We start from the raw sequence: 19219 nt of genomic DNA on the forward strand, positions 1-19219 counted from the left end.
TTAGGTACTCACTGGCGGGTCAACCCCGGCGCTGTTTGTCGCGCTCGATCAGCCGGTCCACGGCTCTCGCCTGCGGGATGGTGATGAGCACGAACAGGAATGCGACGGTGGTGACCGCGGACAAATTGAAGTCATTGCTGGCGATGATCTTGGCCTGATTGAAGGCATCGATCGCGCCGATCACGCTGACCAGCGCGGTGTCCTTCTGCAGGCTGATGAAGTTGTTGAGCAGCGGCGGAATCATGCGCCGCACCGCCTGCGGCACGACGACAAAGCGCAGGGTCTTGACGTAGGACAGCCCCAGCGAGCGCGCGGCGGAGATCTGGCTTGGGTGGATGCTATCGATGCCTGCCCGGTAGACTTCTGCGTTGTAGGCGCCGTAGGTGAGCGATAACGAGATGATCGCCAGCCACACCAGGGGCAGATTACTCAGGAAGCCCAGCCCGGTGAGCGGCAGGCCGAAACCGACCAGATATAGCGTGATGATCGCCGGCAGACCGCGAAAACCGTCGATGTAGGCGATGGCGAGCAGGCGGATCGGCCGTCCAGCGGCACCCGGTGCGAAGCGCGCGACCGCGACGAGTAACGCCCAGACCAGCACGATCGCCTCGGCAGCGGTGAAGATGACCACGTTGAGCCAGAAGGCTTTGAGCACCAGCCAGAACGAGCTGATCATCAACGAGGTGTCGAAGAAGGTGCGCCCCACGGCCTCGTCGTTGGCGAGCACGAACAGCGCGATCAGCTGCACGATGATGAGGGCGACGGCGTAGCCAAATGTCACCCAGGCCCAGTCACGCGCATCGGAGCCGGCGACGCGGGCGCCGACGATGTCGCCCCTACGCAGTTTGGCGGTGGCGGCGAAGGCCCCACGCACGCCGCGCAGTGCCGGCAAAAACAGAGCGAGCGAAACGAGGGCAACCGCGAACAGCGCCGTCTCGCTCCATCCGCTGGCCAACCCAAGTTTATGCAGAATGCCCCGGATGAAATCCACGACCCACCAGGTAGCGGCAACCGTGAGCGTGGCCGTTACGACGGCCGCTATCGTGAACCGGCGCTGATCCTTCGGTATCGCGTTGCGCTGCGTCGGGTGCGCCGACGCGGATCCGCCATCGATAAGCGTTGTCATTGCGTCAATCCTGTCCTAATGCATGCGGCCATGTTGCAAACCCCATACGGAAAACGTCCGGCGCGACGGGCAAGGCCGCCGGACCGGACGTCATTGTGGCGATAAAATCCAGTGCCCGGGTTCGCCCTGGCCGACAGGCACGCCGACCAGGACACGGGATTAGTGGATCTTCCAGGTGGGCACGCTGTTGGGCGAGGCGCCCCAGGCAGCGGCCAGATACTGATCTGCCAGCTTCTTGAGCGTGCCATCCTTGATCAGCGATTCGATGATGGTATTCATCGCCTTCTGGTTTTTCGAACCCTTGGGATAGAGCGCGCCATAGGTCTCGCCGGTGTCGTATTGACCGACCACCACGAGCCTGCCGTGGCTCTTGCCCTGCTGCGCGAGCACGATCGAGGTATCGGTCACGACCACCTGAATCTGGTGCGCCGCCAAGGCCGTGAACAGACCGGCTTCGCCGCTGAACTGGCGTGCGGGTTTGGCGGGCTTGATCTTGTCGGTCACGAAGGATGCGCCGGTGGAACCACCCTCGACGCCGATCAGCTTGTCGCGAATATTTTCAGGCGTGACGTGCTCGCCCTTGCGCACCAACACACCCATGGTGGACTCGAAGTAAGGCACCGAGAAGTCGACGACTTTCTTGCGCTTGTCGGTGATCGAAATTTCCGACAGTGCGAGGTCGAAGTTTCGGGTCTGGCCGGCGACCAAGCCGTCCCAGGCTACATTCTTCACCTTTAGCTTCGGGATGCCGGCGCGATAGGCGATATTCGCAGCCATGCAGTATTCGTAACCGCTCTTGATGGTGTCCGGAGAATTGCCATTCCACCAGCCCGGCGCGGGCATGTTGACCTCAACCGTCAGCTGTCCCGGAATAACGGGCTTGAAAGGATGCGACGCCCACTTTCCCGTGACCTTGCATTCGCCGTAATGCACGTCGGCGGCAGCTGCGGTCTGCGCAACGCCCGCCATCAGTGCCGCCGCGGTAATACCAGCCCCCAATACAAACAAGCGACTCAGCCGATACATCATTCGATTTCTCCTAGTCAGATAAACTGTTGCCCCACGTATCCGGCACGCATCTCAACCACCCTGCGGGTGGCCCCCATCATTGCGTAAATGCCTGGATCGGGGAGCAATCGGCACCCGGCGCCCCCATTCCGTCACTGGCTGACGGCAAATGGCGACATCCCAAACGGGCGCCCCTTATATAGCAAAATACAAGCCAGGCCAAGGGTTGAAGCGCCTCTCCACCCAGAGAGGCATTAGTATCAGTTATTCCAGCAGAGCGGCAAGCCCGCTGACGCACTCTTTTGGTGCCAGGCGCTCGGTGCGCACGAGAAATGCGCGCAATGGCATCGTATACGCCACCAGGCCCCCTATTGCAGTGAGGCGCACGCCGCGCGGTCTACTAACGCACAACCGCTGCATTCGAGTGTAATCGCTTGCGCCTTGCCTGCCGGCACCCACGCCGGAGATCTCACGTCAACCGCTACGCGAGGCGCACGTGTCGCGGCCATACCCGTTTCAATCGAGAAAGCGGAAATAGCACACGCCAATAAATACATTTTTGTCGAACATAAAATACGACGCACAAAACCACCACCCGCCGCATCTACCAGACCCAATCCCTCCGTATTTGCTGCTTGACCTATATCAAGGACGCCTACTTGTGAACCCCTCTAGGATCGCCTCACTCAGGCTCGCCGAAAGCGTACGCCCACTGATAAATATCAAGCACGAGCCTGACACACGTCACCTGGGATACCGGAGGGAAACATGTCAGCAACTAGAATCGACACGCATTTAATGGCAGTACAAGACCCGGTGTACAAAATCCTAAAATGGTCGCTTTTAATCGTGGCCACAGTCACCTTCATCGCGTTGCTTTGGGGAACTTATCGCACTTATGAAGGTGCACCACCCATACCGGATAAATTCGTTACGCAAAACAGCGCTGTGATCATGACATCGACGGATATCATCGCCGGGAAAGGCGGATTCCAACGCGCCGACCTCATGGATTATGGCAGTCTGTATGGCATGGGCTCCTATTATGGGGAAGATTACACCGCCGAATACTTAGTCCAGTTGGCTCAACGCACCGAAGCGGCGATTGCCCAGCGACAGTATGGCAAGCAACTCCAGGCGCTCGATCCTGCCCAGAATTACTTGATCAAAAAAGAGATGCAAAACCAGCTCAGAAATGTCCGCCTGGACATCTCGACCAGCGTCCTGCCGGATGATCTCGCCCAAGCGATACTGGGTCTCCGTACCGAAATCGCGCATAAATTGCTCTCCAACAATTTCTCCAAGGGCTGGACGGAAGCTCGCAGCCTCACCCCGAAAACAGCCTTGCAAACCGCCGATTTCCTGATTTATTCATCATTGACCACTGTATCGCGCAGACCTGACGGCACGTCGTCCTATACCAATAACTGGCCCTATGAACCGCTCGTCGGCAACACCCCAACAACCGCGACCTTCATATGGACATGGGTATCGTTCATGTTCGTATTTCTCGGATTCGGCGCCGTGATTTTCATATACCACCGTTACCTGAGTACAGGCATCAAGGAATCGGTCGATCCCGCATCGGCAATCTTTCGCGGGTTCCATGCACTGACGCAGAGCCAACGGAAAACAGCCAAATATTTCTTGATTGTTGCATTGGTATTTCTGGTGCAAATAGGGGCCGGTATTCTCATGGCTCACGACTATGCCGACCGATCCAGTTTCTACGGCATCAATATTAATGGGCTGCTGCCGTTTGCATTTTTGCGCGATGTGCACATACAAACCCCTGTTGTCTGGATCGGCGTGTCCTGGATCGGCGCGGCATTATTTTTGGCGCCCATGATCAGCCGACGCGAGGCGCGTGGACAGGGGCGCCTCGTCGATCTGCTGTTCTGGGCTACCCTGATCGTCGTGGCCGGCGGCCTGATCGGCGACTATGCGGGCATCATGGGCTGGGTGGGGCGCAGCTGGTTCTGGATCGGTAACCAGGGGCTGTCCTATCTCCAGTTTGGGCGTCTGTGGCAAATGGGCTTCTTTGCCGGATTGCTCCTCTGGACCCTGCTGGTATTTCGAGCGATGTGGCCTGAAAAAGGTCAATTTACCGAGACATTACGCGCCTTCGGTAGCGGTAACATACGCCTCGAACATCTGCTCTGGGCCAGCACTGCGAACGTCGCAATTCTCTATGCGTTCGGCATGATTCCGCTCATGGGTATCGACAAGTCCTTCACGATCCAGGATTTCTGGCGCTGGTGGGTAGTGCATCTATGGGTCGAACAATCGTTCGAATTCTTTGCCGCCTGCGTGAGCGCCTACCTGCTGATGGCAACCGGGCTGGTTTCGAGACTGACCGCGGAACGTACCGTACTCTTCGAGCTGATTCTGGTGTTCCTGGGTGGTGTCCTGGGCACTGGACATCACTGGTATTGGGCGGGCGAACCGAAGATGTGGATTCCGCTCGGCAGCATGTTTTCGTTCATTGAGGTACTGCCTCTGCTGCTGATGGTCATCGAGGCCATCGAACAACGACAGATCATCCGTCGCGAAAAAGGCCGATTCCCCTATTCGCTGGCCTATGTCTACATTATCGGCGCGGCCTTCTGGAATTTCGTTGGCGCTGGGGTCTTCGGTGGCGGGACGCTCAATGCGCCATTGGTCAATTATTATGAACATGCCACCTTCCTGACGCTGAACCACGCACATACCGCGTTGTTCGGCGCCTTCGGCCTGCTCGGCATCGGCTTGATCTATTTTTGCCTGCGCTATGCGGCGGGCGAAGATGCCCGCTGGAGCGATCGCATGGGCCTGTGGGCCTTCTGGCTTTACAACGCGGGCCTCGTATTGTGGATCGTGCTCAATTTCTTCCCGATCGGCTGGGCACAACTCGCCGCCGTCTACGAGCACGGTTTGGCCTACGCACGCAGCGTCGCGTTCTACAACACCACACTGCTATGGCAGTGGCTAAGATTCCCCGGCGATGTCGTATTTGCTGCCGGAGCCCTGCTGATGGCCTGGGATATCTTCACCAAGCTGAGGCCATTCACGAAGGATTTCGTCGCGCACAAGCACGCGCCAGGCATCACTTCACGCACGCACCCGGCTGAAACTGCGGCCGCTCATGACACAACTGGCCAGTAAAACAAGGCGCTTAAGCTGGCGGCATACTCGGTGGTCCCTCCGTCGAGTGGCCGCCAGCGATCCGGGGAGTGTCGGCTGGGCGAATCCGTAGACCGCGCCGCGCGCCACTGCAAGGGTGGCACCCGCCGACGCACCGGGACTCTGCGTACCGCCGGAGCGTCTTTTAACGGAACTATATCCACTCATCCAGGTCCGATTCGAGCATGCTCGGCCTGCCCTATGATCGTCTCGTCTACCCCAACCCGCTGAATATCGACCCCGTCGCATTCAGCGTGGGGCCGTTGCAAGTGCACTGGTATGCCTTCGCGTATCTCGTCGCCTTCGCACTCTATCTGCTGCTGGCAATACAGCGAGCAGGCAAGCCTGGTTTCGCACTCACGCGCAAACAGGCCGTGGAGGCATTGATACACGGCGAGCTTGGCGCCTACCTGGGCGGGCGTATCGGTTACATCCTGTTCTACAACCTACCGCTCTACCTCGCCCATCCATTGCAGATATTCGCCGTTTGGGACGGCGGCATGAGTTTCCACGGCGGGCTGATCGGCGTCATTCTCGCGCTCGCCTGGGTGGCCCGGCAGGAACGCCTGCCGCTGATCGGCGTCACCGATTTCGTCGCCCCGCTGATTCCCCTCGGCCTCGCCGCAGGCCGTGTCGGCAACTTCATCAACGGCAATCTCTTCGGGCGCGTGTGTCACGGCGACCTCACTTGGTGCGCCTATTTCCCGCACGGCGGCGATGTCCTGCGTTATCCCTCCGAGTTGTTCGAGGGTATCGGCGAGGGCTTGGTGCTCTTCGCGATTCTGTGGACCTTCTCCAGACGTCCTCGGCCGGCTGGGGCCGTATCGGCGCTCTTCCTGCTCGCCTATGGCCTGATCCGGTTCATTCTGGAATTCTGGCGCCAACCGGACCCACAACTCGGCTTCGTCGCCTTCGGCTGGATGACCATGGGTCAGGTGCTATCCGTACCGATGATCGTGGCGGGCGGCTTCATGCTCTATGAGACCCTGCGCGCGCCAGCCAGACACCACGAACCCGTGGGTAACGCCAGCGAGCAGGGCTGACCGGCGGGGAATAACCGCATACCGCGGCTGCCAGCACGAGGTAAAATTCCGGATTCGTCCCCATCGCCTTCCAACATGCATACGCCCACCGCCAACCTGTCCGACAGATCCGCTCACTACGCCGCGCTGCTCGCCGGCGAGTATGACCTCGTTGCCAATGCCGCGAATCTCGCGGCGCTGATATTCGACGGACTGCCCGACCTCAACTGGGTCGGGTTGTACCGGTTCGACGGCGCAGAACTGCTGCTCGGGCCATTCCAAGGCAAACCCGCCTGTACGCGCATTCCGCTTGGCCAAGGCGTCTGCGGCACGGCCGCCTCGCAAGGACAAACCCCGATGGTCGCAGACGTGCATGATTTTCCAGGTCACATCGCCTGCGACAGCGCCTCGCGCTCCGAAATCGTGGTGCCGCTGATGCACGCCGATGGCCACTTGCTCGGCGTCTGGGACGTGGACAGCCCGCTGCGTACCCGCTTCGACGAAGCCGACCGCGTCGGCATGGAGGCCCTGTGCGCGGCCCTCGTTGAGGCCACGAATGGCGGTCACGGCGTATGACGACGCGTAATCTGCTGACCAAATTACCCGGCGATGCCACCGCAGAGGCCTTCGAACATCTCGCGGGAAACGGCGCCGTACGCATCGAGCGCATCGTCTCACGCGGCCAGCACGCACCAGAGACGGGCTGGTACGAACAGGATGGCGCGGAATGGGTGGCCGTGATCCAGGGCGAGGCCGTGCTCGCCTTCGAAGACGGCGAACACCTGCACCTGCGCCCCGGTGACTGGATCGATATCCCGGCGCTCAGACGGCACCGGGTCGAGTGGACCACCCCGGACACCGAAACCGTGTGGCTCGCCGTGCATTACTGAGCCGCCACGCAAGACCGCCTTCCCAAACCTGGATGCCGAATGCAGCACCTCCCCTGGTTCGCCGATCTCAGCCTCGTACACGTCGCTCTCCTGTTGGCGACCAGCTTTGCCGGTTCTCTGATGACCGCCTCGCTCGGCATCGGCGGCGGCGCCTTTCTCCTCGCCGTGATGGCGGGTCTGGTCCCGCCACTGGCACTGATCCCCGTTCACGGGCTGGTTCAGATGGGCTCCAACGCAGGCCGCGCCTGGATGACGCGCGAGCATGCCTCGCCGCGTATCGTCGGCCTGTTCACGTTGGGTGGCCTGCTCGCCGCGCCGCTGACCGTGCTGCTGCTCGGCCGGCTCGCGCCCAATTGGATACCGCTGTTCGTCGGACTCTTCCTCTTGGCGCTGACCTGGCTGCCAATGCCGCGCATCGCCCACGGTACACGTTCGCTACCATTGATCATCGGCGGATTCGTGACCACGTTGGCAACCGTCCTCGTCGGCGCCACCGGCCCACTGGTGTCAGCCTGGCTCGGACGTAATCAAGGCGACCGCTGGACCTACACCGCCAATTTTTCCAGCTGTATGACCCTGCAGCATGCGCTCAAGCTGACCGCTTTCGCGCTTGCCGGCTTTTCCTTCCTGCCCTGGCTGCCGTTGCTCGCGCTGATGATCGCCTGTGGCTATCTCGGCACACTTACCGGTCTCAAGATGCTCGGCCGACTCCCGGATGCGCATTTCAAACCCTTGTTTCGACTGGTGATGACATTGCTCGCAGCACGCGCCATCTGGACCTGGGCGTCGGGTCACCCCTGACGGTCGGCTTGACAGGGCGCCGCGTCGCGAATATTTTGTTGGTCAAACAACTTAATTTATGGGCGCCATGTCCCCACGCAATACACACAAGCGCGATCTCATCCTGGCCGAAGGCGAAGCACTGATCTACCGGCGGGGGTTCCGGCGCACCACGCTCGCCGACATCGCCCATGCCGCCAAGGTCGCGCTGGGCAATATCTATTACTACTTCAAGACCAAGGACGAGTTACTCGAGGCCATCAGCGCGCGCCGCACCGAGGCATTCACCGAGCGTTGCCGTGAGTGGGAAGCCCACTCGTCTGACCCACGCTTGCGACTGCTGGCATACCTCGATCTACCCGGTGAACGCATCGACGAACTGACCGCGCACGGCTGCCCGATCGGCGGCCTGGCTCAGGAATTCATCAAGGAAGACCGCGAGCGAGACGGACGCATCGGCCACATCGTGCTGGCGGCACAGATGGACTGGGTCCAAAACCAGTTCCATGCACTCGGCCGCCGACGCGCGCATGAGGATGCTGCTCACCTGATCGGGGCGATCCAGGGCGCAATCCTGATGGCCGCCGCCCTGAACGACCCGGCCTTGCTAAAGATCGAACTGGCACGTCTGCACGATTGGCTGAAAACACTGCCATCCAACGACTGAGCCGCCCGGCATCGTCTGCATCGTCGTCTGGGTCAGGACATAAGTTGTTTAACCAACTAATAGAGCGCATGGTATGAAGCGTCATCTCGACCTGCCAGACCTCGACCACCAACTGACTGAGCTGTGTGAGGCCACGGGTACCATCACGCTCCGGAACCCCGCACCGCAGGCTGCCCAGTGCGAAGTGGATGCTCTCGACAGATCTGCACGCGCGACCGTCGTCGGCGACACCGCATCGGACTTCGCCCTACCCGATGCCAACGGCAGCCTCGTCACCCCCGCCGGACTGCGGCCCAAAGAATCTCTGGTACTGATCTTCTACTGGAGTAACTGGTTGCCCTGTTGCGACCTGGAACTGCGCACGCAGGTTTAAGCCCGCCATCACGAGACGTTAAGGAGTTACCGATGTCCATCACGACCGAGAGAAGCATAGAAGCTTGCCTATTCGACGCTTACGGCACGTTGTTCGACGTTCACGCGGCCACCGCAACGGTCGCCCAGCGCATCGGCACACGCTGGCAGGCTTTTTCCGCGCACTGGCGCGAACGCCAGCTACAATACAGCTGGATACGCGGCCTGACCGGGCGTCATGCGGACTTCTGGCAGGTCACGTGCGACGCCCTTGATCATGCGCTGGAGGCCTACGATCTCGATCCCGCCCTACACCGTGAACCGCTGCTGATGGCCTATCGGCGACTCGGCGCCTACCCCGATGTGTTGCCCGCCATCGACCGCCTACGTGCCATGGGGTTGCGCTGCGGGATTCTCTCCAATGGCTCGCCCGACATGCTCGCGGATGCGGTGGGTGCGGCAGGCCTGGCAGATCACCTCGACCCGGTGCTGTCGGTGGAATCGGTCGGCCGCTACAAGCCCGCGCCGGAGGTCTATGCGATGGCCGCCGAGCGGCTGGATCTGGCGCCGGCCCACGTGCTGTTCGTCTCCAGCAACGGCTGGGATGCCTTCTCGGCCAAGGCCTATGGCTTTCGGGTCGCCTGGTGCAACCGCGCCGGGCTGCCCGCCGAGCGCCTGCCTGATCCGCCAGATGCAATCGTCGCGTCGCTGGATGAGCTGCCCGCGCTGGCCGAATCGTTGACCGGTTGAGTGCCTAAGCGTGTCTCAGCCTCAAGCCCAGGATTGCCAGGCTGCGGCGAACGCCGTCCATTTCCGCGACTTCGGGCAGCAGCCCCCAGCGGGCGAAGCCCTGGCGCTCGAACAACGCGAGGCTGGCGGCGTTGTGCGCGAACACGAAGGCGAGCAGGGTATCGAGACCGAGAGTCGGCGCCGTTGATACCGCCTCGGCGAGTAGGCTGCGGCCGTGACCACGCCCCTGGTAGGCAGGATCGAGATAGAGGCCGATTTCGGCTGTACAGCGGTAGGCAGGACGACCGTAGAAGTCGCGGAAACTGAGCCAGCCGACGATTCGGCCTTCCACCTCAAGCACCCACAGGGGTCGCCTGGGGCCATGCGCCGCGAACCAAGCCTCGCGGCTCGCCACGCTGACCGGCTCGGTGTCCGCCGTGGCCATCCGGCCGGGAATCGAGTCATTGTAGATTTCGACGATCCGTGGCAGGTCGCGACGAGTGGCGGTTCTCATGGGTAATCTCGCTAATAATGCCATCGGCTGAGGGGCAATCGCCGGAGCATAGCAAAGCCGCGTAGGACTCAAACTGCGTATTTCGCGTGATTCGGCCACCTGTTTCGCATTTATTCGGCCACCTGTTTCACGGTGATTCGGCCGGGGCAGTCGGAGCGAAGCGACGCAGGGTTTGCATTGTTACTCGGAGTCGGTGGAGACGGTCAAGTTCCTGGCTCGCCGTTTGCGCATTGATTCGCCCTTGAGGGTGATTCGATAGCCGTTGTGCACGAGGCGGTCGAGGATGGCATCGGCTAGGGTGGGATCGCCGATGATCTCGTGCCAGTGCTCGACCGGTAACTGGCTGGTCACGAGCGTGGCGCGCTGGCCGTGGCGGTCGTCGAGCAGTTCCAGCAGATCACGCCGTGCGGTGGCGTCCAGCGGGCCGAGGCCCCAGTCGTCGAGCACGATCAAGTCGGTTTTGGCGAGGCTGGCCATGAGCTTGGGGAAGCGCCCATCGGCGTGGGCGAGTTGCAGATCCTCGAACAGCCTGGGGGCCCGCAGGTAGCGAGTGGTAAAACCCTGCCGACAGGCCTGCTGGGCGAGTGCACAGGCGATCCAGGTCTTGCCCACGCCGGTGGGACCCAGGAGCAGCAGATTGAGACCCTCACGGATCCATTGGCCGGTGGCCAGTTGGGTGATCAGGCCTTTGTCGAGGCCACGCCGGGTGCGGTAGTCGATGTCCTCCAGGCAGGCGTTTTGTTTGAGCTTGGCCTGGCGCAACCGCGTCTGTAGACGGCGATCCTCACGCTCGGTCAGTTCGCGGTCGGCGAGTAGGCCGAGGCGTTCCTCGAAGCTCAGGTCTTCGATCTCGGGCAAGGCGAGTTGGTCACGCAGCGCCTTGTGCATGCCGGTCAGGCGCAGTTGCTGGAGCTTGTCCAGGGTGGGATGGTGCAACATGGTGTGTGTCCCTTGTTGGATGGGTGAAGGATCAGTGGTAGTAGCCGGGGCCACGCAGATGGTCGTGCGCCTCGGGTAAGGACAGTGCCTGTTGTTCGGGCAGAGGCTGGCGATCGAGACCGCGCTTGAGGATCGATTCGAGGCTCTTGTAGCGACAGGCGCCGAGCAGCAGGGCGCGTTGGCAGGCGGCTTCGAGGCGATCCTGACCGAAGCGTTCACCCAGGCGCATGATCCCTAAGCAAGAGCGGAAGCCTTGCTGGGGATGCGGCCGGGACAGGACCTGGCTGATCACCCCGGCGGTGGCCGGACCGCTTTTCTCGGCCCAGCGCACCAGTCGCTGCGGCGTCCATTCGGCATACTCACGGTGGGCCTTGGGCATGTGCGCGGTGATCGTGGTGTGACGGCCCTTGGCCGGGGAGCGTACATGGCTGGCGACGCGCTGGCCCTTGTGGAAGCACTCCAGGGTATGGGCGGTCAGCCGGGCATCGAGCTGTTGCCTGACCAGGGCGTACGGCACTGAGTAGTAATGGCCGTCGACCTCGACGTGGTAGTCGATGTGTACCCGGACCTTTTTCCAGGTGGCGAACACATAGGGCGTGGCGGGCAACACCCGCAGGGCGGGCTGATCGATCTGTTCGAAGGCCTCACGGCGTGTGCCGGGCAGCTTCTTGAACGGGCGGTTGTTGAGCCGCTCCAGCAGGGTCGCGATCGCGGCATTGAGTTCCTTCAACGTGAAGAAGGTGCGATGACGCAAGGCGGCGAGGATCCAGCGCTCGACCACCAGCACGGCGTTCTCGACCTTGGCCTTGTCGCGCGGCTTGCGCACGCGTGCGGGGACGACCGCCACGCCATAGTGCTCGGCCAGTTCCGCATAGCTGGGGTTGAGGTCCGGCTCATAACGGCACGCCTTGCTGACGCCGCTACGCAGGTTATCCGGGACGACGACCTCGCTCACCCCGCCGAGGAACTCAAAGGCCCGCACATGCGCACCGATCCAGTCGGGTAGCGTCTGTGTCCAGGTCGCCTCGGCGTAGGTGTAGTTGGAGGCCCCGAGCACCGCGATGAAGACCTGCGCGGTACGCACCTCACCGGTGTGTTGGTCGATGATCTCGACCGTCTGGCCGGCATAGTCGACGAACAGCTTCTCGCCGGCACGATGGGTCTGGCGCATCACCCGATCGAGCTTGCCGGCCCAACGGCGGTAGTGGGTACAGAACCACGTATAGGCGAAGCCGTCGCGGTAAGCCGCCCGGTACTCTTCCCACAGCAGCATCAGAGTGACGCCGGGACGGCGCAGTTCCTGATGCACCACCGGCCAGTCCGGTAGTGGGCGCGTAGCGGCCGGTACCGCCGACGCGGGCGGGAACAGACGACGCTCGATCTCGGTATCGCTCAAGCCCGCCGGCAGCGGCCAGTTCAAACCCGAGACAGCAAAGCGTCGCTCGTACTCGGCCACGCTGCTGCGGGCGATGCGCACGCTCTCGGCGACCTGGCGGGCGGGCAACTGCGCTTCGAACCGCAGTCGTAAAACTTCTCGAATCTTGCGCATGGACAATCGCTCCATCTCGACCCCTTCGCTCCGTTAAAAGGGTCGATCCTAGTGGATGATGTCCTGCGTCACCCCCTGCCCACGGGGTGGCCGAATGGCCGTGAAACGGGTGGCCGAATGGCCGTGAAACGGGTGGCCGAATGCGCGTGAAATGGGTGGCCGAATCAGCGTGAAATCAGTGGCCGAATGACCGCGAAATACGCACTCAAACAGCGTCCCGGCCTCCAATAACCCCTCAATCACCATCTTGAACCGCCCCCCGCCAGGGGCCGTATCATGGCGGACGCCCCGTTCCGGATGTCGCCTGTGAAACCCGATCTTTCCGTACTCGATCTCGCCCCGGTTCCCACCGGAACGCTGGCCTCCGCGACCCTGCGCCGCAGCGTCGCGCTGGCACGCCACGCCGAACGTCTCGGCTATGTGCGCCACTGGTTCGCGGAACACCACGGCATGCCCAGTGTGGCCAGCTCGGCGCCGGAGATCCTGATCGCGCACGTCGCCTCTGCCACCGACCGCATCCGCGTCGGCTCCGGCGGCATCATGCTGCCCAACCACGTCCCGCTGAAGGTGGCCGAGGCCTTCCACACCTTGCACGCGCTCCACCCCGGCCGGATCGATCTTGGCATCGGCCGCGCGCCGGGCTCCGACCCCAAGGTCACCCGGACCCTGCGCGCCTTCGACGGCGGGCAATTCCCGGCCCTGCTCGCCGAACTGCTGACGCTATCCCGCGGCGACGCGCAGCCAGGACATCCGTTGCACGGCATCCGCGTGATGCCGGACGATGTGCCCTTACCGCCGATCTGGTTGCTCGGCTCCAGCGGCGCAAGCGCGGCAATGGCTGGCGAGGCCGGCTGGGGCTACAGCTTCGCCAGTCACTTCAGCCACACGCCTGCAGCACCGGCGCTACGCGCCTATCGCGATCACTTTCAGCCCTCGGCAGACTTCCCCAGACCGCATGCCATTCTCTGCGTGGCCGCCGTCTGCGCCGAAACGAGCGAACGTGCCGATTTCCTCGCTGGCACCCTGGATCTGATGTGGCTGCGACTGCACCGCGGCGAGTTCCGCCCCCTACCGAGTCCAGAGGAGGCGCAGGCCTACGCCTACACCGAGGCTGAACGCTCACAGGTGGCGCATTACCGCGAACTGACCGTGGTCGGTACGCCCGAGACGGTATGCCGCGAGATCCTGCGACGCGCCGAAGACGCGCAGGCCGACGAGATCATGCTGACCTGCAACCTGCACGATCATGACGCCCGCCTGCACAGCTACACCCTCATTGCCGAGGGCTGCGCGTGCGCATGAACGCACGCGGCCTCAGCCTCGGCACAATTTCAAACCGTTCGCGCCGCCTTGCGTCGAGCGTGCCCTTCCTGCGCGGCCACCCACAACCGGATGCGCTCGCGCATCTCGTCGCGCACGCGCCGAAAACGATCGAGTGGCGCCTGTCCTTCGACTACCTCGGCCGGGTCATCGAAGCGCCAGTGTATGCGCTCGCTGTCGCCGGGGAAGGTCGGACACCGATCGCGCGCGCGATCGCAGACCGTGATGATGTAGTCGAAGTCTGCACCCTCGTACCGGCTCAGCGATTTGCTGGCATGCCCCGTCAGATTCAGCCCCGACTCGCCCATCACCGCATAGGTCAAGGGATGGATTTCATGCGGGTCGGTGCCTGCGCTGAATACCTCGAAATGCCCACCGCCTAGATGACGCAAAAAAGCCTCGGCCATCTGCGAACGGCACGCATTGCCGCTGCATAGGAACAACACACGTAGTGGATCGCTCATCTCTCCTCCTGGAAGGCTTGCACGCAATATGCGCGTAGTAGTATATATGCCTTATCGGATATATATAGCCCCGCCGACCAAAGCCAGGAGTTCAATATGAGCCGCTTTCATCTGCACATCGCCGTCGACGATCTCGACCGTAACATCGCTTTCTACAACGCTGTGTTCGGCGCCGAGCCCACGGTCGTCAAGAGCGATTACGCCAAATGGCAGCTCGAGGACCCCAGAATCAACTTTGCCATCTCTGCGCGCGGCGCAAAACCAGGCGTCGACCACGTCGGCCTGCAAAGCGAGTCCGAAGAAGAACTGGCCGCCATCCGCACGCGCCTCGAGGCTGCCGGCGTGACCGGCGTCGCCGAGGAAAACGCTACCTGCTGCTATGCCCGTTCGGATAAATATTGGGTACAAGACCCGCAAGGCATCGCCTGGGAAACCTTCCATTCGCTGGGCACCATCCCGTTGTTCAGCGAAGCTGCGGGTGACGATGCATCAGAATCCTCCGGCGCGTGCTGCCCACCCGCGACGACGACTACGGGCGGCTGCTGCCCCTGATCGACACGGATCCGACCAACGGCAGGAACCCTTATTGTGTGACACGCGTGTTACAAGGTGAATGCGAGGCGGTTCGGCGCTATGATCATCGCGATCACGCGGCGTCAGACCGCTCCGCCCTCACCCAAGAGGCGTACATGAACGACAGAGCGATAAGACAACCTGGAGTACTGCTTAGCACCGGCCTGCTGGTACTTGGCTTGCTCACATCCCCGGCCTGGGCCGCGGACGTGCCGCGACTGCACGCCCCCATCACGGTCGTCATGCCCGACCAAGCCTTGCTACCCCATGTCGATTCACTGATTTTGCTCCTGCCCGGAGAAGCGGCACGCCTGGACACCCGCGCCCGCGAGCACGGACTGGCCCATGCCGAACATGAGGTCAGCGAGATCGAATCGGCCGTCAAAGAGGCCGCCGAGGAATCCCAGGAACTGCAGGAAGAAGCCCGCGACATCGACAACGATTGAGCATTCACGCCCCCCCGCTGCGCAATGCGGGCTGTTAACCTAACGTCTCAGCGCCAACCCGCAAGGAGACGTCATGCAGCAGGAACAACCCGGCATACTCGCCCCGCTCCCCCATTTCGCCCGCCACTTGTTCTTCGATCTCAGCGACCGCGAATTAGCCGCGGATTACCTCGCCAGACTCGCCGCCGAGGTTGATGGCGAACAGATAGTTGTCGGCATCGGCGCCTCGCTGGCCGCCGCAGTTGGCACCACGATACCCGGCCTCGTGAGCTTCCCCGCGCTAGCCGGCGCCGGCATCGACATCCCGTCGACACCAGCGGCGCTATGGTGCTGGTTGCGCGGCGGTGAACCGGGTGCGCTGTTCCACCGCGGGCGGACACTCGAAGCCCTGCTTTCCCCCGCTTTTTCGCTGACCCAAACGGTCGAACTATTTCGCTACGGCAGTGGTCTCGACCTCACCGGCTACGAGGATGGCACCGAAAACCCCGAAGGCGAGGACGCGCGGGCGGCGGCCATCGTCACCGATCAGGCAGATCCGCTGGCCGGGTCGAGCTTTGTCGCTGTGCAGCAGTGGCTGCACGACTTCGACCGCTTCGAGGAACTGGCGCCATCCGAGCAGGATGACGCCATCGGGCGCCGACGAATCGACAACGAGGAACTGACATCGGCGCCGGTCACCTCGCACGTCAAGCGCACCGCTCAGGAAGACTTCGAACCGCCAGCCTTCATGTTCCGCCGCTCCATGCCCTGGACCGAGGGCGACGCCGGCGGTCTGATGTTCGTGGCCTTCGGACGCACCTTCTACGCCTTCGATGCCGCCCTGCGACGCATGAGCGGCCTTGAGGATGGCGTGGTCGACGCGCTATTCGACTTTTCCCGCCCGCTCACCGGGGCCTATTTCTGGTGCCCGCCGATACGCGACGAGCACCTCGATCTGAGCGCCCTCAAGCTGTAAACGACGATCGTCAATAGCCTTGCGCCAAACCGTCTGCGCGGCTGTCGCTGCCGGCCACGTAACCGCCTGCGGGATTGCACAGCACCGCCTGGCCACAACCGAATCCACTGAGCTCTGGCTGGGCGATCAGACGATGGCCACGCGCGGACAGCACGGCCATCGCGTGCTGCGTCCAGCGCTGCTCAACCGCAACCTCCAGCCCTCTGAGCCAGCGCCAGCGCGGCGTATCCAGCGCCTTTTGCGGGTCCATCCCGCGCACGGCGAGATTGAGCAAAAACTGCAACTGCAACTGCAACTGCAACTGCAACTGCAACTGCAACTGCGGCTGCGGCTGCGGCTGCGGCTGCGGCTGCCGGGCCAGCAGGCAAGATTCCGCAGCAGGTGCCCTACTTATTTTTCGCGAGACACACACGCACCAATTCAAGGCAATGACGCGGTGCGATACACTCGTCCGCACCGGACACGTTCAATAATAAAAACGAATTGGTTGTTCGACGGAACTACCACCAAAATCAGATCATTCAATAATTCTGATCGGCAGAAGAATGGCTGGCACGTCTGATCGCGCCCGCACCCTCGTCTACCGTTGATCGTCAGAACGGGCGTGGTCAAGGCCGCGCATATCTTCCGCCTAGACAACAATCGTCCATGTCGCAGCTACCCGATACCTCGGAAATCGAATCTCCCACGCCCACATCGTCCACCTACCCGTTCACTCTGCGCTTCAAATCGAACCTGCTCGAACAAACCTATCTGCGTTTCTATGCTCAGTGGCTACGCGGCCAATCGCGTATCGCCATTATCATCGGCATGACCTTATTCGTGATGGATGGTTTGATCGACCTATCCCTGCCTAACGCGGATCTGCGCCGAATATGGGCACTCCGGCTGGCTGTATTGGTCGTTGGCTTTCTGGGGCTCGTCTATACGCATTCAAGTCGTTTCCAGAGGCACAATCAGTTGCCCATGGCGGTCATCAGCATCATCGCCGCGAGCGGCCTGATCGGGATACAGCTGACCCTCGGCGGAGATGAGGCCATTCGCTATTTCCCCAGCTTGCTGATCGCCACCTTCTGGGCTTATCTCTTCCTCGGCATGCGCTTTACCAGCGCGCTCGGTACCGGGCTGTTCATCGCCCTCATCTACAACCTCTCATTGCGCTATCAACACCTGTCGGGTGCGCTACTGCTGGATCAAAATTTCGATCTGTTCGCCACCAATGTCATCGGTGGATTTTCCAGTTATTTCTCGGAACGACAGCGTCGAACACTGTTTCACCAGCAATGTCTGATCGACCGGGAACGCCTCGTTCACCGCCAGCTCGCCCTGGAAGACGAACTCACCCAACTGCCCAACCGGCGCCATCTTGAGCAAAGTCTGGAGCATCTGCTCGCCGCCGATCCCGGACGCAGACACTCTGGCCTATTCATCGATATCGACCATTTCAAACCCATCAACGATCGCTTCGGCCACGAGGTGGGTGATATCGCATTGCGTATTCTCGCGCGACGCATCCGACAATCGATTCGCGACGGCGATGTCGTCTGCCGGCTGGGCGGCGACGAATTTTTCGTCATTCTCTTGGACACCCAGGACACCGACGCCGCCGTGCAGGTTGCCGATAAGCTGCTCTCGGCGCTGCAACAACCACTGGCAATCGAATCGCCGGGGGGAAAACAGGTGCACTGTACGGTCAGCGCCAGTCTCGGCATCATCACCTTCCCGTTCGAACGCGCCACTGTCACAACCATCCTGAAGCGGGCCGATCAGGCGATGTATCGCGCCAAGGCGGCCGGACGCAGTGGTTATACCGTCTTCGATCCAGCGCTCGACGAACTCGACCAAACACCTGTGCACGGCTGATCCCAGATCAGCAATCCTGATAGCCTACCCTAGACATTGCTGATAAACCCCGGAAAATAGTGGGGAGCACAAACGAATTGTGCTGACCGGCAATACAAGCCCGCCTCGGGCGAAAAACCACACAACGACAGTACAACACTCAGCGAGGAGTGATCCGATGCAAACCCAAGACACCATCAAGATCGCCGATACAACCGCCAACCCCGCGCCACTCGGGCTGATGGCCTTCGGCATGACCACCGTCCTGCTGAATCTGCACAACGCCGGTTTCATCGCACTGGACACGATGATCCTGGCCATGGGCATCTTCTACGGCGGTATCGCGCAGGTCATCGCCGGGCTGATGGAATGGAAGAAACAGAATACCTTCGGCACGGTAGCCTTCACTTCCTACGGCTTTTTCTGGCTGACCCTGGTCGCACTGATCGTGATGCCCAAGATGAACGTCGGTGTCGCCGCCACCAACGCGCATGATCTCGGTGTCTACATGCTGATGTGGGGTCTGTTCACGGCCATCATGTTCGTGCCGACGCTGCGGATCAATCGTGCCCTGCAGGTGGTCTTCGCCACGCTGACCGTGCTCTTTTTGCTACTCGCCGCCGCCGAATTCACCGGCAATAAGGCGATCGCCACCTTCGCGGGCTACGAAGGTATCGTCTGCGGCCTGTCCGCGATGTACGCCAGCATGGCGCAGATATGGAACGAGGTCTTCGGCCGAGAAATCGCCCCGATCGGCACCGTCTGATCAGCGTGGACCGGGGGAATCCCCCCCGGTCTAATCCGCCCCATAGATTGGACAAGCAGCGGGTGGCCGACTATTAAATATGAGGAAGATCATACCTATTCTAAAAATTTCAGTTA

21 protein-coding genes are annotated in these 19219 nt (G+C 61.7%); 14 read left to right on the forward strand and 7 right to left on the reverse strand.

What is annotated here, in order from left to right:
* Nucleotides 1-19: 19 nt before the first annotated feature.
* Nucleotides 20-1126, reverse strand: a complete 1107-nt coding sequence (locus BI364_RS12995) for an amino acid ABC transporter permease (RefSeq protein ID WP_070079117.1) — start codon at nt 1124-1126, stop codon at nt 20-22.
* A 159-nt stretch (nt 1127-1285) separates the two neighbouring features.
* Nucleotides 1286-2155: an ABC transporter substrate-binding protein gene (locus BI364_RS13000; RefSeq protein WP_197495705.1), complete on the reverse strand. Its 870-nt coding sequence runs from the start codon at nt 2153-2155 to the stop codon at nt 1286-1288.
* A 777-nt stretch (nt 2156-2932) separates the two neighbouring features.
* Between BI364_RS13000 and BI364_RS13005 the strand changes: the two genes are divergently transcribed.
* The 8 genes from BI364_RS13005 (at nt 2933) to BI364_RS13040 (ending at nt 9756) form a co-directional block, all read left to right on the forward strand.
* Nucleotides 2933-5278: a nitric-oxide reductase large subunit gene (locus BI364_RS13005; protein ID WP_407639359.1), complete on the forward strand. Its 2346-nt coding sequence runs from the start codon at nt 2933-2935 to the stop codon at nt 5276-5278.
* 203 nt (nt 5279-5481) lie between these two features.
* The gene (gene lgt / locus BI364_RS13010) at nt 5482-6339 is read left to right on the forward strand and encodes a prolipoprotein diacylglyceryl transferase (protein ID WP_070079119.1); all 858 of its coding nucleotides are present in this window, start codon (nt 5482-5484) and stop codon (nt 6337-6339) included.
* A gap of 75 nt (nt 6340-6414) precedes the next feature.
* On the forward strand, nt 6415-6894 hold the full coding sequence (locus tag BI364_RS13015) for a GAF domain-containing protein (RefSeq protein WP_070079120.1): 480 nt from the start codon (nt 6415-6417) through the stop codon (nt 6892-6894).
* On the forward strand, nt 6891-7208 hold the full coding sequence (locus BI364_RS13020) for a cupin domain-containing protein (RefSeq protein WP_070079121.1): 318 nt from the start codon (nt 6891-6893) through the stop codon (nt 7206-7208). Before BI364_RS13015 ends, BI364_RS13020 begins: the two co-directional genes overlap by 4 nt.
* Nucleotides 7209-7247: 39 nt before the next feature.
* The gene (locus BI364_RS13025; RefSeq protein WP_070079122.1) at nt 7248-8009 is read left to right on the forward strand and encodes a sulfite exporter TauE/SafE family protein; all 762 of its coding nucleotides are present in this window, start codon (nt 7248-7250) and stop codon (nt 8007-8009) included.
* Nucleotides 8010-8076: 67 nt separating this feature from the next.
* Nucleotides 8077-8655, forward strand: a complete 579-nt coding sequence (locus tag BI364_RS13030) for a TetR/AcrR family transcriptional regulator (RefSeq protein WP_197495707.1) — start codon at nt 8077-8079, stop codon at nt 8653-8655.
* Between the two features lie 73 nt (nt 8656-8728).
* Nucleotides 8729-9028 (forward strand): thioredoxin domain-containing protein, encoded by a 300-nt coding sequence (locus BI364_RS13035; RefSeq protein ID WP_070079124.1) that lies wholly within the window; start codon nt 8729-8731, stop codon nt 9026-9028.
* Between the two features lie 32 nt (nt 9029-9060).
* Nucleotides 9061-9756, forward strand: a complete 696-nt coding sequence (locus BI364_RS13040) for a haloacid dehalogenase type II (RefSeq protein WP_070079125.1) — start codon at nt 9061-9063, stop codon at nt 9754-9756.
* A 4-nt stretch (nt 9757-9760) separates the two neighbouring features.
* On the opposite strand, the gene BI364_RS13045 is transcribed toward BI364_RS13040, so the two are convergent.
* The 3 genes from BI364_RS13045 to istA form a co-directional block, all read right to left on the reverse strand.
* On the reverse strand, nt 9761-10249 hold the full coding sequence (locus tag BI364_RS13045; protein ID WP_197495708.1) for a GNAT family N-acetyltransferase: 489 nt from the start codon (nt 10247-10249) through the stop codon (nt 9761-9763).
* Between the two features lie 180 nt (nt 10250-10429).
* A complete protein-coding gene (gene istB, locus BI364_RS13050) occupies nt 10430-11188 on the reverse strand; it encodes an IS21-like element helper ATPase IstB (protein ID WP_070078167.1) in 759 nt (252 codons plus the stop codon).
* A 31-nt stretch (nt 11189-11219) separates the two neighbouring features.
* The gene (istA, locus tag BI364_RS13055) at nt 11220-12752 is read right to left on the reverse strand and encodes an IS21 family transposase (RefSeq protein WP_083251223.1); all 1533 of its coding nucleotides are present in this window, start codon (nt 12750-12752) and stop codon (nt 11220-11222) included.
* A 291-nt stretch (nt 12753-13043) separates the two neighbouring features.
* Here istA and BI364_RS13065 point away from each other — a divergent pair, with 291 nt between their 5' ends.
* Nucleotides 13044-14039 (forward strand): LLM class flavin-dependent oxidoreductase, encoded by a 996-nt coding sequence (locus tag BI364_RS13065; protein ID WP_197495709.1) that lies wholly within the window; start codon nt 13044-13046, stop codon nt 14037-14039.
* Nucleotides 14040-14068: 29 nt separating this feature from the next.
* Here BI364_RS13065 and BI364_RS13070 read toward each other — a convergent pair whose 3' ends face one another.
* Complete coding sequence (locus BI364_RS13070; RefSeq protein ID WP_070079128.1) at nt 14069-14521, reverse strand: arsenate reductase ArsC; 453 nt, start codon at nt 14519-14521, stop codon at nt 14069-14071.
* Between the two features lie 96 nt (nt 14522-14617).
* On the opposite strand from BI364_RS13070, the gene BI364_RS13075 reads away from it, so the two are divergent.
* The 3 genes from BI364_RS13075 to BI364_RS13085 all read left to right on the forward strand — a co-directional run bounded on the left by BI364_RS13075 (nt 14618) and on the right by BI364_RS13085 (nt 16495).
* Nucleotides 14618-15073 carry an ArsI/CadI family heavy metal resistance metalloenzyme gene (locus BI364_RS13075; protein ID WP_070079129.1) on the forward strand — a complete coding sequence of 152 codons (456 nt, stop codon included), beginning with the start codon at nt 14618-14620 and terminating at the stop codon, nt 15071-15073.
* A 137-nt stretch (nt 15074-15210) separates the two neighbouring features.
* Nucleotides 15211-15540: a hypothetical protein gene (locus BI364_RS17995; protein ID WP_156782755.1), complete on the forward strand. Its 330-nt coding sequence runs from the start codon at nt 15211-15213 to the stop codon at nt 15538-15540.
* 73 nt (nt 15541-15613) lie between these two features.
* Entirely contained in the window at nt 15614-16495 is an 882-nt protein-coding gene (locus tag BI364_RS13085) for a Dyp-type peroxidase (RefSeq protein ID WP_070079131.1), read from the forward strand.
* 10 nt (nt 16496-16505) lie between these two features.
* Here the strand turns inward: BI364_RS13085 and BI364_RS13090 are convergent, their stop codons facing one another.
* On the reverse strand, nt 16506-16814 hold the full coding sequence (locus BI364_RS13090; protein ID WP_197495710.1) for a gamma-glutamyltransferase: 309 nt from the start codon (nt 16812-16814) through the stop codon (nt 16506-16508).
* 329 nt (nt 16815-17143) lie between these two features.
* On the opposite strand from BI364_RS13090, the gene BI364_RS13095 reads away from it, so the two are divergent.
* Nucleotides 17144-18358, forward strand: coding sequence for a GGDEF domain-containing protein (locus BI364_RS13095; RefSeq protein WP_070079133.1), 1215 nt, complete (start codon nt 17144-17146; stop codon nt 18356-18358).
* Between the two features lie 157 nt (nt 18359-18515).
* On the forward strand, nt 18516-19103 hold the full coding sequence (locus BI364_RS13100; RefSeq protein ID WP_070079134.1) for an acetate uptake transporter: 588 nt from the start codon (nt 18516-18518) through the stop codon (nt 19101-19103).
* Nucleotides 19104-19219 lie beyond the last annotated feature (116 nt).

Origin of the sequence: Acidihalobacter yilgarnensis (genome assembly GCF_001753245.1) — a bacterium.
Taxonomy (GTDB): Bacteria; Pseudomonadota; Gammaproteobacteria; order DSM-5130; family Acidihalobacteraceae; genus Acidihalobacter; species Acidihalobacter yilgarnensis.

Excerpts from the sequence above, each read along its gene's own strand:
- BI364_RS12995 (WP_070079117.1), bottom strand. The coding sequence starts at position 1,126 with ATGACAACGCTTATCGATGGCGGATCCGCGTCGGCGCACCCGACGCAG.
- BI364_RS13000 (WP_197495705.1), bottom strand. The coding sequence starts at position 2,155 with ATGATGTATCGGCTGAGTCGCTTGTTTGTATTGGGGGCTGGTATTACC.
- BI364_RS13005 (WP_407639359.1), top strand. The coding sequence starts at position 2,933 with ATGGCAGTACAAGACCCGGTGTACAAAATCCTAAAATGGTCGCTTTTA.
- lgt (WP_070079119.1), top strand. The coding sequence starts at position 5,482 with ATGCTCGGCCTGCCCTATGATCGTCTCGTCTACCCCAACCCGCTGAAT.
- BI364_RS13015 (WP_070079120.1), top strand. The coding sequence starts at position 6,415 with ATGCATACGCCCACCGCCAACCTGTCCGACAGATCCGCTCACTACGCC.
- BI364_RS13020 (WP_070079121.1), top strand. The coding sequence starts at position 6,891 with ATGACGACGCGTAATCTGCTGACCAAATTACCCGGCGATGCCACCGCA.
- BI364_RS13025 (WP_070079122.1), top strand. The coding sequence starts at position 7,248 with ATGCAGCACCTCCCCTGGTTCGCCGATCTCAGCCTCGTACACGTCGCT.
- BI364_RS13030 (WP_197495707.1), top strand. The coding sequence starts at position 8,077 with ATGTCCCCACGCAATACACACAAGCGCGATCTCATCCTGGCCGAAGGC.
- BI364_RS13035 (WP_070079124.1), top strand. The coding sequence starts at position 8,729 with ATGAAGCGTCATCTCGACCTGCCAGACCTCGACCACCAACTGACTGAG.
- BI364_RS13040 (WP_070079125.1), top strand. The coding sequence starts at position 9,061 with ATGTCCATCACGACCGAGAGAAGCATAGAAGCTTGCCTATTCGACGCT.
- BI364_RS13045 (WP_197495708.1), bottom strand. The coding sequence starts at position 10,249 with ATGAGAACCGCCACTCGTCGCGACCTGCCACGGATCGTCGAAATCTAC.
- istB (WP_070078167.1), bottom strand. The coding sequence starts at position 11,188 with ATGTTGCACCATCCCACCCTGGACAAGCTCCAGCAACTGCGCCTGACC.
- istA (WP_083251223.1), bottom strand. The coding sequence starts at position 12,752 with ATGGAGCGATTGTCCATGCGCAAGATTCGAGAAGTTTTACGACTGCGG.
- BI364_RS13070 (WP_070079128.1), bottom strand. The coding sequence starts at position 14,521 with ATGAGCGATCCACTACGTGTGTTGTTCCTATGCAGCGGCAATGCGTGC.
- BI364_RS13075 (WP_070079129.1), top strand. The coding sequence starts at position 14,618 with ATGAGCCGCTTTCATCTGCACATCGCCGTCGACGATCTCGACCGTAAC.
- BI364_RS17995 (WP_156782755.1), top strand. The coding sequence starts at position 15,211 with ATGAACGACAGAGCGATAAGACAACCTGGAGTACTGCTTAGCACCGGC.
- BI364_RS13085 (WP_070079131.1), top strand. The coding sequence starts at position 15,614 with ATGCAGCAGGAACAACCCGGCATACTCGCCCCGCTCCCCCATTTCGCC.
- BI364_RS13095 (WP_070079133.1), top strand. The coding sequence starts at position 17,144 with ATGTCGCAGCTACCCGATACCTCGGAAATCGAATCTCCCACGCCCACA.
- BI364_RS13100 (WP_070079134.1), top strand. The coding sequence starts at position 18,516 with ATGCAAACCCAAGACACCATCAAGATCGCCGATACAACCGCCAACCCC.